This is a genomic window from Streptomyces sp. NPDC006140 (genome assembly GCF_040628815.1).
Taxonomy (GTDB): domain Bacteria; phylum Actinomycetota; class Actinomycetes; order Streptomycetales; family Streptomycetaceae; genus Streptomyces.
The window spans coordinates 35,039-51,763 of the sequence record NZ_JBEXTS010000013.1 but is presented as its reverse complement, the minus strand read 5'-3'; the positions used below and the strand labels follow the sequence as shown (position 1 = coordinate 51,763).

General features: G+C 69.4%; 15 protein-coding genes. 7 read left to right on the top strand and 8 right to left on the bottom strand.

All coding sequences use genetic code 11. From position 1 onward, the window contains the following. Positions 1–64 precede the first annotated feature (64 nt). The 7 genes from ABZ386_RS29760 (at position 65) to trxA (ending at position 9,858) form a co-directional block, all read left to right on the top strand. The gene (locus ABZ386_RS29760; RefSeq protein WP_356616045.1) at positions 65–2,470 is read left to right on the top strand and encodes a DUF6049 family protein; all 2,406 of its coding nucleotides are present in this window, start codon (positions 65–67) and stop codon (positions 2,468–2,470) included. 43 nt (positions 2,471–2,513) lie between these two features. Continuing rightward, positions 2,514–4,781 (top strand): murein biosynthesis integral membrane protein MurJ, encoded by a 2,268-nt coding sequence (murJ, locus tag ABZ386_RS29755; protein ID WP_358966650.1) that lies wholly within the window; start codon positions 2,514–2,516, stop codon positions 4,779–4,781. Between the two features lie 140 nt (positions 4,782–4,921). Next, on the top strand, positions 4,922–6,640 hold the full coding sequence (locus ABZ386_RS29750; protein WP_356506183.1) for a protein kinase family protein: 1,719 nt from the start codon (positions 4,922–4,924) through the stop codon (positions 6,638–6,640). A 23-nt stretch (positions 6,641–6,663) separates the two neighbouring features. Then, entirely contained in the window at positions 6,664–7,389 is a 726-nt protein-coding gene (sigM, locus tag ABZ386_RS29745) for an RNA polymerase sigma factor SigM (RefSeq protein WP_356671226.1), read from the top strand. Further along, entirely contained in the window at positions 7,386–8,321 is a 936-nt protein-coding gene (locus ABZ386_RS29740; protein WP_358966646.1) for a hypothetical protein, read from the top strand. The genes sigM and ABZ386_RS29740 overlap by 4 nt, the downstream gene beginning before the upstream one ends. Before the next feature lie 190 nt (positions 8,322–8,511). Beyond that, complete coding sequence (gene trxB / locus ABZ386_RS29735; protein WP_114254121.1) at positions 8,512–9,480, top strand: thioredoxin-disulfide reductase; 969 nt, start codon at positions 8,512–8,514, stop codon at positions 9,478–9,480. Positions 9,481–9,525: 45 nt separating this feature from the next. Continuing rightward, positions 9,526–9,858 (top strand): thioredoxin, encoded by a 333-nt coding sequence (trxA, locus tag ABZ386_RS29730; RefSeq protein ID WP_010032728.1) that lies wholly within the window; start codon positions 9,526–9,528, stop codon positions 9,856–9,858. 95 nt (positions 9,859–9,953) lie between these two features. Here trxA and ABZ386_RS29725 read toward each other — a convergent pair whose 3' ends face one another. The 8 genes from ABZ386_RS29725 to rnpA form a co-directional block, all read right to left on the bottom strand. Further along, positions 9,954–10,571: a GNAT family N-acetyltransferase gene (locus tag ABZ386_RS29725; RefSeq protein WP_351340495.1), complete on the bottom strand. Its 618-nt coding sequence runs from the start codon at positions 10,569–10,571 to the stop codon at positions 9,954–9,956. Between the two features lie 319 nt (positions 10,572–10,890). Continuing rightward, entirely contained in the window at positions 10,891–11,988 is a 1,098-nt protein-coding gene (locus tag ABZ386_RS29720) for a ParB/RepB/Spo0J family partition protein (RefSeq protein ID WP_351340492.1), read from the bottom strand. Further along, entirely contained in the window at positions 11,985–13,061 is a 1,077-nt protein-coding gene (locus tag ABZ386_RS29715; protein WP_114257502.1) for a ParA family protein, read from the bottom strand. Before ABZ386_RS29715 ends, ABZ386_RS29720 begins: the two co-directional genes overlap by 4 nt. A 265-nt stretch (positions 13,062–13,326) precedes the next feature. Then, complete coding sequence (gene rsmG / locus ABZ386_RS29710; protein ID WP_351340489.1) at positions 13,327–14,043, bottom strand: 16S rRNA (guanine(527)-N(7))-methyltransferase RsmG; 717 nt, start codon at positions 14,041–14,043, stop codon at positions 13,327–13,329. 125 nt (positions 14,044–14,168) lie between these two features. After that, positions 14,169–14,681 carry a R3H domain-containing nucleic acid-binding protein gene (locus ABZ386_RS29705; protein WP_010032717.1) on the bottom strand — a complete coding sequence of 171 codons (513 nt, stop codon included), beginning with the start codon at positions 14,679–14,681 and terminating at the stop codon, positions 14,169–14,171. Positions 14,682–14,696: 15 nt separating this feature from the next. Then, positions 14,697–15,974, bottom strand: coding sequence for a membrane protein insertase YidC (gene yidC, locus ABZ386_RS29700; RefSeq protein WP_351340485.1), 1,278 nt, complete (start codon positions 15,972–15,974; stop codon positions 14,697–14,699). Positions 15,975–15,977: 3 nt separating this feature from the next. Beyond that, a complete protein-coding gene (gene yidD / locus ABZ386_RS29695; RefSeq protein ID WP_351340482.1) occupies positions 15,978–16,352 on the bottom strand; it encodes a membrane protein insertion efficiency factor YidD in 375 nt (124 codons plus the stop codon). Then, positions 16,349–16,720 carry a ribonuclease P protein component gene (gene rnpA, locus ABZ386_RS29690; RefSeq protein ID WP_351340479.1) on the bottom strand — a complete coding sequence of 124 codons (372 nt, stop codon included), beginning with the start codon at positions 16,718–16,720 and terminating at the stop codon, positions 16,349–16,351. Before rnpA ends, yidD begins: the two co-directional genes overlap by 4 nt. Positions 16,721–16,725: the final 5 nt, after the last annotated feature.

Sequence of the window (16,725 nt, the reverse complement as noted above, 5' to 3'; positions counted from 1 at the left end):
ATCGTTACCATGCGTGGACGCACATTCCGACGACCACTGACGACGACGAGGGACGGGCGAGCGCGTGGCCGAGGCGGCAGACTTCCAGGGGACCAGTGCCTCACCTGCCCGCCGGTGGCTGCGGCGCACCGGAGCACTGCTCGCCGGTGCGCCCCTGCTGGCCGGACTCCTCCAGTTGCCCGCCGCCACCCCCGCGGCCGCGGCCGGCCCGGAGTCCCCGCAGGCTGCCTCCGGCGCGGGCTCGGTGTCCGTCGCGGTCGACTCGCTCAGTCCCAGCGCCCCCACCGAGGGGGACACGGTGACCGTGTCGGGCACGGTGACCAACAACGGCAGGCAGGCCGTCACCGACGCCCACGTCGACCTGCGGGTGGGGCCCTCGCTCGACACCCGCTCGGCCATCGACACCCTCGCCAAGAAGAGCGACGACGTCCAGGGCCCCGCCGGCGAGGAGATCGGCGGCAAGTACGCCGAGAAGTTCCCCAAGCTCACCCCCGGCGTGGCGGAGCCCTTCACCATCTCCGTGCCGGTCGACGAGCTGGACCTCGGCCAGGACGGCGTCTACCAGCTGGCCGTCGCGCTCTCCGGGGAGACCGCGGCACAGCCCTGGGACCAGGTTCTCGGCATTCAGCGCACGTTCCTGCCGTGGCAGCCGGAGGAGGCCGGCACGAAGACGAAGACCACGTTCCTGTGGCCGCTCGTCTCCAGCGCCCACATGGCCGCCGAGACGGGGTCGAACGAGCAGCAGACGCCGGTCTTCCGCGACGACGAACTCGCCGAGGAGATCGCGCCGGGCGGCCGCCTCGAACAGATGGTGTCGCTGGGCAAGGGCCTCGACGTCACGTGGGTGGTCGATCCGGACCTGCTGGCCTCCGTCGACGCGATGACGAAGAGCTACCAGATCCGCGGCGCGGACGGCACCACCACCCCCGGCAGGAGCCAGGAGATCGCCAAGAGCTGGCTCGCCGAGCTCCAGCAGGCGGTCGCGGGCAAGGACGTCGTCGCCCTGCCGTTCGGCGACCCGGACCTGGCCTCCCTCGCCCACGACGGCACGAAGGTCACCGGCTCCCTGAGCCACCTCAAGGAGGCCACCGACGTCGTCGACGACACGGTCGACACGATCCTCCACGTGAAACCGTCCACGGACTTCGCATGGCCCGTCGACGGCGCCGTCGACCCGTCGATCGTGAAGGTGGCCACCTCCGCGGGCGCCGACAAGGTGATCGCCCGCAGCGACAGCCTCCAGGACAACCTGTCGTACACGCCCTCCGCGGCCCGGCCCATCGGCGGCGGCACCACGGCGGTCGTCGCGGACTCCAGGATGTCCACGGCGTTCCAGGGCAACCTGACGAAGGCCTCCGCCTCCACGCTCGCCGTGCAGCGTTTCCTCGCCCAGAGCCTCACGCTCGGCCTGCAGACCGGCAAGCAGCGCAGCGTCGTCGTCGCCCCGCAGCGCATGCCGTCCGTCAGCCAGGCCCAGGCCATGGCCGAGGCCCTGGCGGCCCTCGAAGGCGGAAACTGGTCGGAGTCGCAGGACCTCTCCGCCGCCGCCAAGGCCAAGCCGGACCCCTCCGCCAACACGAAGGTGCCGCCGGCCTCCGCGTATCCCCGTTCGTTGCGCGCCCAGGAGCTCGGGCAGGTCGCGTTCCAGCAGATCGCGACCACGCAGGGCAAGCTCGACAAGTTCAAGGTGATCCTGACCCGCCAGTCCCGGGTCGTGACCCCCTTCGGGCGGGCCATGAACCGCGAGATGTCCACGTCGTGGCGCGGCAAGGACGCCGCGGCGCTGGCGTACCGCGACGGCATCGAGTCGTACCTCGACGGGCTCATCGACAGCGTCAAGCTGATCGAGAAGTCGGAGACCAAGCTCTCCGGCCGCAGCGCCACGATCCCGGTGACCGTCCAGAACAACCTCGTCCAGGGCGTCGAGCACCTGGAGCTGCGGCTCACGTCGCAGAACCCGACCCGCCTCAAGATCGGCGGTGACGCCTACGAGGAACAGCGCGTCACCGTCAACGGCGGCCACAGTCAGTCGGTGAAGTTCACCACGTCCGCCAACGCCAACGGCCGGGCGAAGGTCACCGCGCAGTTGTACACGGAGGACGGGCGGCCGTACGGTGACGCCGTCACCTTCGATGTGAAGGTCACCGAGGTCACGCCCACCGTCATGCTGGTCATCGGCGGCGGCGTCCTGCTCCTGGTCCTCGCGGGCTTCCGGATGTACACCCAGCGCAAGCGCGCGGCCGCACGCGAGGCCGCCGAGGACGACACCGCCGGGACGGACGACGGCGCCGGCAGCCCGCAGGACCCCGTCGGCGCCAGGCAGAACCCGGAGGCCCCCGGCGACCGTCTCGAGGAGGAGTCCGAGACCGGCTCCCGGGCAGACGCCCCCGAGCAGCCGAGTGACCCGGCCCCGGACACCGCAGCGGAAAACGCCGACCCGTCCGGCACGGGTGAGAGAGTGGACCGTTGATATGTCGTGGCCGGTGGGCCCGGGACGATGAGGTGGGGTAACCATGAACGCGCCGTACGACGGTGACCACGGCCGTGCCGTGGGCGACTCGGGCTACCCCGAGTCGGGCGGGCCCGAGGGCGCGCCGCCCCAGCACGGCCAGGTGCCGCCGCAGCCGCCCGCGGACATGTACCTCCAGGACGCCTACGCCCAGGACCCCTACCGGGCGCAGGACCTCGCCGCCCAGGACCCGGTCGCCGAGGCGCTCTACGACCGCGCGGCGCACCCGCCGCCCCCTCCGGGCACGTACCCGCCGCATCAGTTGTACGCCCAGCCACCGCAGTCGCCGTACGCCCCCGACCCGCGGGTGTGGGCCCAGACCCCCGCGCCGGAGCCGGAGGGCCCGACCCGGCACCTGCCGTACGGCGACGACCCCCGCACCACCCAGTTCGTGGGTGTGGACGACCTCGTCTCCCAGGCGGGCGAGCCGCGCCAGGAACCGGACGCTTTCGCGCACCTCTTCAGGGACCAGCAGCAGGGCAGCGGTCACCCCTCGTACGAGTCGCCGGCGGTCCCCGGACCCTCCCCGGCCCCGATGGCACAGGGCCAGTACGCGACGCCCGACCAGGCCGCGGCGACGCCGCCCCCCGTGGACGAGACGTCCGCCCAGGAGCCGGCCGCCTCACCCGCTCCCAAGAAGGCCGGCCGCGCCGCGGGCCTGCTGAAGTCCAGCGCGGTGATGGCGGCGGGCACGCTGGTCTCCCGGCTCACCGGCTTCATCCGCTCCGCGCTGATCGTGTCGGCCATCGGCGTCGGTTTCCTCGGTGACACCTTCCAGGTCGCCTACCAGCTGCCGACGATGATCTACATCCTCACGGTCGGCGGCGGACTCAACTCCGTCTTCGTGCCCCAGTTGGTGCGCGCCATGAAGGACGACGAGGACGGCGGCGAGGCGTACGCCAACCGGCTGCTGACGCTTGTCATGGTGACGCTCGGCGCACTCACCGCGCTGGGGATCTTCGGCGCACCGCTCCTGATCCGCGTCATGTCCCCTTCGATCGCCAGCGACCCCGCGGCGAACCAGGTGGCCATCACCTTCACCCAGTACTTCCTGCCCACGATCTTCTTCATGGGCGTCCACGTGGTGATGGGCCAGATCCTCAACGCCCGCGGGAAGTTCGGCGCGATGATGTGGACCCCGGTGCTGAACAACATCGTCATCATCGCGACGCTCGGCATGTTCATCTACGTCTACGGAACCGCCGCCGACTCCGGGATGAAGGTCACCACCATCCCGCCGGAGGGCCAGCGTCTCCTCGGCGTCGGTGTGCTTCTCGGCCTCGTGGTCCAGGCGCTGGCGATGATCCCCTACCTGCGCGAGACCGGCTTCCGGCTGCGGCTGCGCTTCGACTGGAAGGGCCAGGGGCTCGGCAAGGCCGTCACGCTCGCCAAGTGGACGGTCCTGTTCGTCCTCGCCAACCAAGCGGGCGCCATGGTCGTCATCTGGTTGTCCACCGCGGCGGGCAAGGCCTCGCCCGTCGACGGCACCGGCATCTCCGCCTACTCCAACGCACAGCTGATCTGGGGCCTGCCGCAGGCCATCATCACGGTCTCCCTCATGGCGGCCCTGCTCCCGCGTCTGGCGCGCTCGGCGGCCGAGGGCGACGGCGGCGCCGTCCGCGACGACATCTCCCAGGGCCTGCGCACCACCGCGGTCGCGATCGTGCCGATCGCGTTCGGTTTCCTCTCGCTCGGCATCCCCATGTGCACGCTGATGTTCGGCTCCTCCGGCATCAGCGAGGCCACCAACATGGGCTACATGCTGATGGCGTTCGGTCTCGGCCTGATCCCGTACTCCGTGCAGTACGTGGTGCTGCGCGCCTTCTACGCCTACGAGGACACCCGAACGCCCTTCTACAACACGGTCATCGTCGCCGCGGTCAACGCCGGCGCCTCGGCGGTCTGCTACTTCGTCATCCCGTCCCGCTGGGCCGTGGTCGGTATGGCGGCCTCGTACGGACTGGCCTACGCGATCGGCGTCGGTGTCGCCTGGCGGCGGCTGCGCAAGCGGCTGGGCGGGGACCTCGACGGCGCCCGGGTCCTGCGGACTTACGCCCGGCTGTGCATCGCGTCGGTCCCGGCCGCCCTGCTCAGCGGCGCGGCCGTCTACGGCATCGGACATACGCTCGGCCAGGGCGTCGCGGGCTCGCTCGCCGGGGTCTTCGCCGGCGGTGCCGTTCTCCTCGGGATCTTCTTCGTCGCCGCCCGCCGCATGCGCATCGAGGAACTCAACTCGCTGGTCGGCATGGTCCGCGGTCGCCTGGGACGCTGAGACGGGGGGTAGGCGCACAACCATCGTCAGCCACCGCGTGTCGTGCATAGCGGCGGACTGTGGGCACAATTGGTTTCGGCGTCGGACGGCGCGCATCGGATACCGGCCGGCGCGCAATGGATGGGGAGGCAGGAACGACGGTGGCGGAACGGAGTACGGCTGCCGTCGACGTGGCAGACAACAGCGACGAGACGTCGCTGACCGCACAGGCGGACCAGTCCACGGCCGACGGTGTGGCCAAGAACCGGGAGCGGGACACGGACAGCGACGAGGTACAGGAGAGCACCCGGACCGACGGTTCCGGAAAGACCTCGCCGCCCGAACTGCACAGTGGTCACAAACTCGCCAGACGCTACCGCCTCGAGGAGTGCGTCACCCGTCTGGACGGTTTCAGCAGCTGGCGGGCCGTGGACGAGAAGCTCCGCCGCGCCGTCGGCGTGCACATCCTGCCCGCGGACCATGCGCGGGCCCGCTCCGTGCTGGCCGCCGCCCGCTCCTCCGCTCTCCTGGGCGACCCCCGCTTCGTCCAGGTCCTGGACGCCGTGGAGGAGAACGACCTCGTCTACGTCGTCCACGAGTGGCTTCCCGACGCGACGGAACTGACCACGCTCCTCGCCTCCGGGCCCCTGGAGCCGTACGACGCCTACCAGATGGTCAGCCAGATCTCCGCCGCCATGGCCGCCGCCCACCGTGAGGGCCTCGCCCATCTGCGGCTGAACCCCAACGCCGTCCTGCGCACCTCGACCGGCCAGTGGCGCATCCGCGGCCTCGCCGTGAACGCCGCCCTGCGCGGCATCTCGTCCGACACCCCGCAGCGCACCGACACGGAGGCCATCGGCGCCCTGCTGTACGCAGCGCTCACCCAGCGCTGGCCGTACGAGAGCGACGCCTACGGGCTGTCGGGCCTGCCGAAGGACATCGGCCTCATCGCGCCCGACCAGGTGCGCGCCGGTGTGCACCGCGGTCTGTCCGAGCTCTCCATGCGCGCGCTCGTCAACGACGGAGCCACCGCCTCCCGCCACGAGTCGCCGTGCACCACTCCGGAGGAGCTGGTGAAGGCGATCGGCGAGATGCCCCGCATCCGCCCGCCGGAGCCGGCGTTCACCGCCCCGCCCGAGTACCAGCGCACGACGTACCAGCAGGGCACGTACGGCCGCCAGTCGGCGCGCCCCGGCGCCACCCAGCCGGTCCCGGCCCCGCCGCCCCCGCTGCAGAGCCGTACCGGCAAGGCCCTGAAGTGGGCCGTGTCCGCTCTGCTGATCGCCGCGCTGGGCCTCGGCAGCTGGCAGCTGGCCGACGCGCTCATGGACCAGGGCGGGAAGACGGACGACCCCGACAAGACGCAGAACACCGAGGACAACGACAAGAACAACAAGTCCGAGGCCCCGAAGCCCCTCGCCATCAAGGACGCCGAGGAGTACGTCGCCAAGGGCGACGCCCAGCACCCCGCCGACGTGGCCAAGACCTACGACGGCAACACGTCCACGGGCTGGCGCACCAGCAGCTACCTGGACGGCCCCAAGATGGTGATAAAGCCGGGCGTCGGCATCGTCTACGACCTCGGCTCCGAGAAGGAAGTGTCGGCCGCGAACCTCTCCCTGCGGTACGGCGGCAACCACACCACGGTCGAGCTGTACGCGACCGACTCCCTCGGTTCGTCCACCCCCCTGAGCTCCATGAAGAAGCTCGGCACGGCGACGACGAGCAGCACCTCCGCGAAGGTGACCGTCGGCAAACCGGTGAAGAGCCGGTACGTCCTGGTCTGGCTGACGGCGCTGCCGTACTCCGGTGACGACCCCGCCAACTACAGCAGGCCGGGCTACAAGCAGGCCATCACCGAAGTGAAGTTCACGGGCTGAGCTCCGACAGGGAAGGGGGTTCGATGGCGGACCGCGCCGAGCACAGCGGTGCAAGTGATCAGGACCTCCTCGCCCGGCATGTCGAGGGCGACCCCGACGCCTTCGGTGAGATCGTGCGGCGGCACCGCGACCGGCTCTGGGCCGTCGCCCTGCGGACGCTCGGGGACCGCGAGGAGGCCGCTGACGCGGTGCAGGACGCCCTCGTCTCCGCCTACCGGGCCGCCCACACCTTCCGGGGCCAGTCGGCCGTCACAACCTGGCTGCACCGGATCACGGTGAACGCCTGCCTGGACCGCGCCCGCAAGGTGGCCTCCCGCAAGACGTCTCCGGTCGACGACACCGAGCGCCTGGAGCAGCTGCTGGAACCGCACGAATCGGCCTCGGCCCCCGCCGAGCGCAACGATCTCCACCGGCAGCTCATCGAAGCCCTGGGCACCCTGCCGGCGGACCAGCGCGCGGCGCTCGTCCTGGTGGACATGCAGGGCTATCCGGTCGCGGAGGCGGCCCGCATCCTCGATGTGCCGACCGGCACGGTGAAGAGCCGGTGCGCACGCGGCAGAGCCAGACTCCTGCCGCTGCTCACTCATCTCCGGCCGGATGGCACCGGCGGGGAGAAGAAGCCGGGCGGGGAACGGAACCGGACGCAGGGGCCGACCGTCCCACCCGCAGCGGGACCACAGCGAGCGGAACCACCCGAGACAGGACCGAGCGACCCAGCTGCAGTGAAGGGCGGAGGTGGACGAGCGTGACGTCGACAACAGACATGGCCGGGCACCCGGACGTCGCGGAGATCTCCGACCTCTCCGAGGGCCTCCTCCCACCGTCCCGGACCAGCGACGTACGCCGACACCTGGACGAATGCGAGCTCTGCGCGGACGTCTACGCCTCCCTGGAGGAGATCCGCGGGCTGCTCGGCACGCTGCCGGGCCCGCCGCGCATGCCCGCCGATGTCGCGGGCCGTATCGATGCCGCTCTCGCCGCCGAGGCCCTGCTGAACGCCACGGAGCCGGATTCCGCGGAGAGCGGTGTCCCGGTGAGCGCTTCACGTCAGGCGTCCGAGGACGACAGCGGTGCCCATGTTTCACGTGAAACATCGACGCCCGCCGATCGCCCCGCTGACCGGCCCGCCGGTCGTCCGCGCTCTTCCACCACCGGCCCGGGCCGCAAGGACCGTACGCGGAACGGTCGCCGCAGGATCGCCGTACTGGGGACCGTGTTCACAGTCGCCGCCCTGGGACTGGGCTCCGTCCTGCTGTCGTCGCTCGGCGACAACAAGCCGCCCCACGACAGGGCGGGCGGCCCGCAGACCACCCCTGCGGACACCTTCTCCGAGGGGAAGCTGCAGAAGCAGGTCACCGATCTTCTGGCCGAGAGCAAGACCGAGGGCGGCGGGTCCCGTACCCCCCTGGGCGCCGCGACGGCTCCCGGCACCAACCGCCCCAAGGCTGCCACGGAGGTCGTGGTGCCCGGCTGCGTCCGCGACGGCATCCAGCGGGACGACGCCGCCCTCGCCGTCGAGAACGGCAGGTATCAGGGGAAGAAGGCCATGCTCGTGCTGCTCCGCGATGCCGATGACGCCAACCGGGTCACGGCCTACATCGTCGACGCGACCTGTGTGGATCCCCAGGCGTCCACCACCCGCGGCAAGGTCCTCCTGGAGCGCTCCTACCCGTCCACCTGAGTGAGGGCTTCCTTTCCGGCGTCCTCTCCGCTTCGTCTTCTCCCTGTGTGGCCTCCGGCACGGATCCGCATCTCCGTGTGCCCGGACACAGTGGGAATGCGCGCCCCTTAGGATCCGTTGGGTGGGGTGAGAGTTCCGAGAGAAGCTCCCACCGGTCGAACGACGCAGAGCAGAGACGAGGAAACAAGCCGTGAGCGACGTCCGTAACGTGATCATCATCGGCTCCGGGCCCGCCGGCTACACGGCGGCGCTCTACACCGCGCGCGCGTCGCTGAAGCCATTGGTGTTCGAGGGCGCCGTCACCGCCGGTGGCGCGCTCATGAACACCACCGAGGTGGAGAACTTCCCCGGCTTCCAGGACGGCATCATGGGCCCCGAGCTCATGGACAACATGCGCGCCCAGTCGGAGCGCTTCGGAGCCGAGCTCGTCCCGGACGACGTGGTGGCCGTCGACCTGACCGGTGAGATCAAGACCGTCACGGACACGGCCGGCACCGTCCACCGGGCCAAGGCCGTCATCGTCGCCACCGGCTCGCAGCACCGCAAGCTCGGTCTGCCGAACGAGGACGCGCTGTCCGGCCGGGGCGTGTCCTGGTGCGCCACGTGTGACGGGTTCTTCTTCAAGGACCAGGACATCGCCGTCATCGGTGGCGGCGACACCGCGATGGAGGAGGCCACCTTCCTTTCGCGGTTCGCGAAGTCCGTGACCGTCGTCCACCGCCGCGACACCCTGCGCGCCTCGAAGGCCATGCAGGAGCGTGCCTTCGCCGACCCGAAGATCTCGTTCGTGTGGGACAGCGAGGTCGCCGAGATCCAGGGCGACCCGAAGCTCTCGGGCCTGAAGCTGCGCAACATCAAGACCGGCGAGCTTTCGGACCTGGCGGTGACCGGTCTGTTCATCGCCATCGGCCACGACCCCCGCACCGAGCTCTTCAAGGGTCAGCTCGACCTGGACGAAGAGGGCTACCTGAAGGTGGACGCGCCCTCGACGCGTACCAACCTGACCGGTGTCTTCGGTGCCGGCGACGTGGTGGACCACACCTACCGTCAGGCGATCACCGCGGCCGGGACCGGCTGCTCCGCCGCTCTCGACGCCGAGCGCTACCTCGCCGCCCTCGCGGACGAGGAGCAGCCCGAGCCCGAGAAGACCGCTGTCTGACCTCTCCCTACCCGCCCCACGCACCAACCAGTTAAGGAGCCCGCCGTGGCCGGCACCCTGAAGAATGTGACCGACGACTCCTTCGAGCAGGACGTCCTCAAGAGCGACAAGCCCGTCCTCGTGGACTTCTGGGCCGCCTGGTGCGGTCCCTGCCGCCAGATCGCGCCGTCCCTCGAGGCGATCGCCTCCGAGTACGGCGACAAGATCGAGGTCGTCAAGCTGAACATCGACGAGAACCCGGGTACGGCCGCCAAGTACGGCGTCATGTCCATCCCGACCCTGAACGTCTACCAGGGCGGCGAGGTCGCCAAGACCATCGTGGGCGCGAAGCCGAAGGCCGCGATCGTTCGCGACCTCGAGGAGTTCATCGCCGAGTAAGGCGGCTGAGCCGTCGCACCGGCGGTGCATGTTTCACGTGAAACACGAATGGGCCAACCCCGGAAGGGTTGGCCCATTCGTTTGACTGCGTCCTGCTACAGCGGTCGGAGCGCCGGCTCCTTCTGCACGGCTCCCAGGAGCCGGTCCAGCGCCATCTCGACGTCCTCCTTCCAGGAAAGCGTCGATCTCAGTTCCAGTCTCAGCCGGGGATGGGTCGGGTGCTGTCGGACCGTCTTGAAGCCCACCGCCAGGAGATGGTCGGCGGGCAGCACACAGGCCGGTTCCTTCCAGCGCGCGTCTCCGAACGCCTCGATCGCTTTGAAGCCCCGCCGCAGCAGATCCTTCGCGACCGTCTGGACCATCACGCGGCCCAGCCCCTGCCCCTGGTAGCCCGGCACGATGAACGCGGTCATCAGCTGGACCGCGTCAGGGGAGACGGGACTCGTGGGAAACGCCGTGGAGCGGGGCACATAGGCGGGAGGGGCGTACAGCACGAAGCCCACCGGCACCTCGTCGACATAGACCACCCGACCGCAGGACCCCCAGTCCAACAGGACCGCCGAGATCCAGGCCTCCTTCTCCAGCGCCGGCGTGCCCGCCTTTACCGCGGCCTCACCGCTGACGGGGTCGAGCTCCCAGAAGACACACGTACGACAGCGCTTGGGAAGGTCCTGAAGGTTGTCCAGCGTGAGCGGTACGAGCCGACGCCCCATGAAGGCTGTTCCTCGCTTCCTTCGCCCGCCGCATCGCGGGCGGCTGTCAGAGCGCTCCGTTCCCTGAGGAGACTGCCGATGAATCCACCGACGGCTCCCAGCCCCAGACCGGCACTCACCAGTCCGGTGCGGCTCATCGTTCGCATGGCCCCTGCCTCCGTCTCAGAGGTGCTCCGGGTGGTCGCGCCCTACCCGAACGCATCGTATCCACGATGCGATTCCATCGATACCGCCAGAAAGGAAAGAGCGGGCCACGTTCCGGTACACACCGGACACGGCCCGCCCTGTCGGATGCACAGTCGAGGCTCCAGCCGGAGGCTCAGGACTCGCTCTCCTCCGAGTCGCCCTCCAGGAGGCTCTTCTGCAGGACCGGGCCCTCGCCCGGCGCGAGGGATCCGAGGATCCGCTCAAGGTCCTCCATGGAGGCGAACTCGACGGTGATCTTTCCCTTCTTCTGCCCCAGGTCGACCTTCACCCGCGTCTCGAACCGGTCCGAGAGCCGGGTGGCGAGTTCGGACAGCGCCGGAGAGACCCGGGCACCGGCCCGAGGGCCCTTGGGCCGCTGAGCCTTCTGCGGCCGCGACCCCATCAGGGTCACGATCTCCTCCACCGCCCGCACCGAGAGCCCCTCGGCCACAATGCGGTGGGCCAGCCTGTCCTGCTCCTCCGAGTCCTCCACGGACAGCAGCGCCCGCGCATGACCGGCGGAGAGCACTCCGGCGGCGACCCGGCGCTGCACGGCCGGCGAGAGCTTCAGCAGACGCAGTGTGTTGGAGACCTGCGGGCGGGAACGGCCGATGCGGTCCGCCAGCTGGTCGTGCGTGCAGTTGAAGTCCCTGAGCAACTGGTCGTAGGCGGCTGCCTCTTCCAGGGGGTTCAGCTGCGCGCGGTGCAGGTTCTCCAGGAGAGCGTCCAGGAGGAGCTTCTCGTCCTCCGTGGCCCGCACGATCGCCGGGATCGCCTCCAGCCCCGCCTCACGGCAGGCACGCCAGCGGCGCTCGCCCATGATGAGTTCGTAGCGGCCGGAACCCACCTGCCGTACGACGACCGGCTGGAGGAGCCCCACTTCCTTGATGGAGGTGATGAGTTCGGCGAGCGCGTCCTCGTCGAAGACCTCACGCGGCTGCCGCGGGTTCGGCTTGATGGAGTCGAGGGGGATCTCGGCGAAGTGCGCACCGATGGGCGCCGCAGGCGCGGCGGGAGCACTGGGCTGCGCCGGCTCCTCTGTTTCACGTGAAACAGCTGGCAGAGTCGTCACCTTCGCTGCGGCGACCCCACGGTCGTTCGGCAGCACGGGCACAGCCGCGGGGGATGTAGCAGCGTTCCCCGCCGCCGCCTGGGCCACCGACTTCTCCGTCGGTGCAGCAGGGATCAGTGCGCCGAGACCACGGCCCAGCCCCCTCCGTCGCTCGCTCACTGGATGCCCTCCACCATGCTCGGGTCGTTCTGCTGTACGCCGATGTGGGCGTGCGTCGCGTCGTAGCTGACGCCCACGCCCTTCAGCGCGATCTCTCGTGCCGCCTCAAGATAGGAGAGGGCACCACTCGAACCAGGATCGTAAGTCAGTACCGTCTGCCCATAGCTCGGCGCCTCCGAGATACGGACGGATCGGGGGATGCTCGTGCGCAGCACCTCGTCGCCGAAGTGGGTGCGGACCTCTTCCGCGACCTGGGACGCGAGCCGCGTCCGGCCGTCGTACATGGTGAGCAGGATGGTCGACACGTGCAGCCCGGGGTTGAGGTGCCCGCGCACCAAGTCGACGTTGCGCAGCAGCTGTCCCAGCCCCTCCAGCGCGTAGTACTCGCACTGGATCGGGATCAGGACCTCCTGGCCCGCCACCAGCGCGTTGACCGTCAGGAGACCGAGTGAGGGCGGGCAGTCGATGAGGATGTAGTCCAGCGGCTGCTCGTACGCCTGGATGGCGCGCTGCAGCCTGCTCTCCCGTGCCACCAGGGACACCAGCTCGATCTCCGCACCGGCGAGATCGATCGTGGCGGGGGCGCAGAAGAGGCCCTCGACATCGGGGACCGGCTGGACGACCTCGGAGAGCGGCTTGCTCTCCACCAATACGTCGTAGATGGACGGGACTTCGGCGTGATGGTCGATGCCCAGCGCGGTGGACGCATTGCCCTGCGGATCGAGGTCGACCACCAGAACCCGGCTGCCGTGCAGCGCCAGTGACGCGGCGAGGTTGACGGTCGTCGTCGTCTTCCCCACGCCACCCTTCTGATTGGCGACCACCATGATTCGGGTCTGCTCGGGCCGTGGCAGGCCCTCGCCGGCGCGGCCTAGAGCCTCTACCGCCAGTTGGGCAGCACGACCGATGGGAGTGTCGTCCATCGGAGGCGGTGTTTCACGTGAAACATCCGCCCCCATCGACTCGGTACGGGGACCGGGGACCGGATCGGTCATCGGTCCCGCGATGTTGGCGTCGGACCGCAAGGATTCACTCTCCTCGACTTCAGGCTCGCGATGAACAGAGCCTCCCATGTCTTCGGGGTCGTGAACCAGTGAGGCCTGGCGTTCTGTGGAGAAATCCACCTCTGTGGACAACTCAGGTCCCTCATCGAGTGAACCGAGAGGCTTACGGTCGCGGGGTTCGGCCGCAGCGCGGCCACGACTGATGATGCCGTGCAGCAGTGAGCGACGTTTCACGTGAAACACGATGCACAGCAGCCGTGGCCGGATTGCCGCGACACTCCGGCATGCATAGGTTTGGCAGCTTGTGTGGAGTAAGTCTCGTCCGCAGGACGGATCAGCGTCGCCGACGTGTGCGACTCGTACGAGCCGCCTTGGCCCGCTTCGCAGCGAAGCGCACACCGCCCGGGCTCTCCCCGACCTCCACCCGCACGACCGTGGACATCGGGTCCACCACGCCCTCGCCCACATGCAGGATGGAGGTCTCCACGGCCCCCAGCTTGCTGAGAGCCGCCGACGCGCTCTTCAGCTCCTCCTCGGCCGCGTCACCCTTGAGCGCGAGCATCTCTCCGTACGGCCGCAGCAGCGGGATGCCCCAGGTCGCGAGACGGTCGAGCGGCGCGACGGCTCGCGCGGTCACGACGTGGACGGGCTGGATCTTCCCCATGACCTCCTCGGCCCGGCCGCGGACCACGGTCACATGGTCGAGGCCGAGCAGCTCCACGACCTCGGTGAGGAAGTTGGTGCGCCGCAGCAGCGGCTCCAGCAGCGTGATCTTCAGGTCCTCCCGGACCAGCGCCAGCGGAATGCCGGGCAGGCCGGCACCCGAGCCGACATCACACACCGTCACGCCCTGCGGCACGACCTCCGAGAGCACCGCGCAGTTCAGCAGGTGCCGCTCCCACAGGCGGGGCACCTCACGCGGGCCGATGAGACCGCGCTGCACGCCCGCCTCTGCGAGCAGCTCGGCGTACCGCACCGCATCCGCGAAGCGCTCACCGAACACCTCGCGCGCCTGCTCGGGCGCGGGGGGAAGCTCCGCTGCCTCCGTCACGGGGGACCGTCCTTCCGTACCGCGTCGGCGCACCCGGCGCCGACACCAGAACCACCAGAACTATCAGGCTGACAAAGTTCGGCCCCGTCTGCGCAACAGACGGGGCCGGGGAACGTACGGGCCGGTCAGGCGGGAAGCACGACGACGAAACGCTGCGGTTCCTCGCCCTCGGACTCGCTGCGCAGGCCCGCGGCCTTGACCGCGTCGTGCACGACCTTGCGCTCGAACGGGGTCATGGGCTTCAGCTTCACGGCCTCACCGCTGCTCTTGGCCTCGGCGGCGGCCTTGGCGCCCAGCTCGGACAGCTCGGAACGCTTCCGGGCGCGGTATCCCGCGATGTCGAGCATCAGACGGCTGCGGTCACCGGTCTCGCGGTGCACGGCCAGACGGGTGAGCTCCTGGAGCGCCTCCAGCACCTCGCCGTCACGGCCGACCAGCTTCTGCAGGTCACGGCTGCCCGTGTCGCTGATGATCGAGACAGAGGCACGGTCGGCCTCGACGTCCATGTCGATGTCGCCGTCGAGGTCGGCGATGTCGAGCAGACCCTCCAGGTAGTCCGCCGCGATCTCGCCCTCCTGCTCCAGGCGGGTCAGGGTGTCTGCACCCTCGGCAGCGGCGGAGGTGGTGCCTTCCGTCACGGGATGGACTCCTTCTTACTTCTTGGACGGGGACTTGGGCCGCTGCGGACCCTTGCGCTGTCCGGACTGGGCCTTGCTGCGGGTACCGCTGCCGGGCTTCGCGCCGCCCTTCTTGGCGGCGGCTGCGGGCTTGGCGTCCTCGGGTTCGTCGGACTTGGTCAGCGATGTCTTCGGCTCGTGCTCACCGGCCGCCTTGGGGGTGGCGGACTGGCGCTGGGCCTTGGACTGCCGCTTGGGCTGCTGACGCTTCGGCGTGCCGGTGGCGGTCGGCGTACCGTCCTCGGCCTGGGCGGCGGCCGCGGTCTCGCTCTTGATCACCGTGCCGTCGGCCTGGGCGGCGAGTCCGGCCTTGCTCAGGCCGTTGATGAACTTCCGCTCGAACTCGTTGCGGTCGCGGCCCTTGGCGACGATCGCCTTCACGATGGCCCGGTCGCGGCGCCGGCTGACCTTGTTGTGCTGCGTGACGTGCTTGTGCAGGCGCTCCAGGTACGAGGCCTGGGCCTTGGAACCCGGGGTGGGGTTGTTGTGGATCACGTACATCTGCTGGCCCATGGTCCACACGTTGGTGGTCAGCCAGTAGACGAGGACACCCACGGGGAAGTTGATGCCGAAGACGGCGAACATGATCGGGAAGACGTACATCAGCATCTTCTGCTGCTGCATGAACGGCGTCTTCACCGTGGTGTCGACGTTCTTCGTCATCAGCTGGCGCTGGGTGAAGAACTGCGACGCCGACATCAGGACGATCATGACGGCGGTGACCACGCGCACGTCGGTGAGGGAGGCACCGAGCGCCTCCACCTTCGACGAGCTGTCGGTGAACTTCACCGCCAGGGGCGCGCCGACGATGTGCGCCTTCTGGGCACTCTGCAGAAGGCTGGTGTTGATCACGCCGATGGTGTCGTTCGACGCGATGCTGTTGAGCACGTGGTACAGGGCGAAGAAGAACGGGGACTGCGCCAGGATGGGAAGGCACGAGGACAGCGGGTTGGTGCCCGTGTCCTTGTACAGCTTCATCATCTCTTCGGACTGACGCTGCTTGTCGTTCTTGTAGCGCTCCTGGATCTTCTTCATCTCGGGCTGGAGCGTCTGCATCGCCCGGGTCGCCTTGATCTGCTTCACGAAGAGCGGGATCAGGCAGATACGGATCAGGATCACCAGGGACACGATCGACAGGCCCCAGGCCCACCCGGTGTCGGGGCCGAAGAGGGCGCCGTACACCGTGTGGAACTGGACGATGACCCAGGAGACGGGTGTGGTGATGAAGCTGAAGAGGCTGGCAATCGTGTCCACTAATCATGCTCCTTGGGCATGGGACGGTGTCTCTGCGGCCGGGCTCGAAGGACTCGACGGACTTGTGGGAGAAGTCTGTCCCTCGATGGCCGGGTCGGCGGCGGAGGGCCCGCCCTTGCGTGCACGCCACGCGGTACGCAGCATTTCGTGCCACCGCGGGCGCTTACGCGGCGGGACATGGTCCACACCGCCCAGCGACCACGGATTGCACCGCAGGATGCGCCAGGCCGTGAGTGCCGTTCCCTTGATGGCACCGTGCCGGTCGATGGCCGTGTAGCCGTAGTGGGAGCACGACGGGTAGTACTTGCAGACCGGCCCGAGCAGCGGACTGATCGTCCACTGGTAGAGCTTGATCAGAGCCAGCAGCGGGTACTTCATCGCGCGCCCCCTCCCAGCAGCCGCTGAAGAGCGGCGTCCAGGTCTCGGGCCAGCTGTGCATGGTCGGCGTCGCCCGATCCGGGCAGCGCTCGTACGACTACCAGGCTACCGGGGGGCAGCTGGGCGACTCGCTCGCGCATCAGGTGGCGAAGCCTGCGCTTGACCTTGTTGCGGACCACGGCGCCACCCACGGCCTTGCTCACGACGAAACCCGCACGCGACGGGGGAGCGCTCTCCCCAGGCGCGTGCGGGTCCGTGGCACCGCTACGAAGGTGGACGACGAGGGTAGGGCGGCCGGCCCTACGACCCCGTCGCACCGCGGTCGCGAAGTCCTCGCGCCGCCTCAGCCGGTTCTCGGTGGGCAGCACGACGT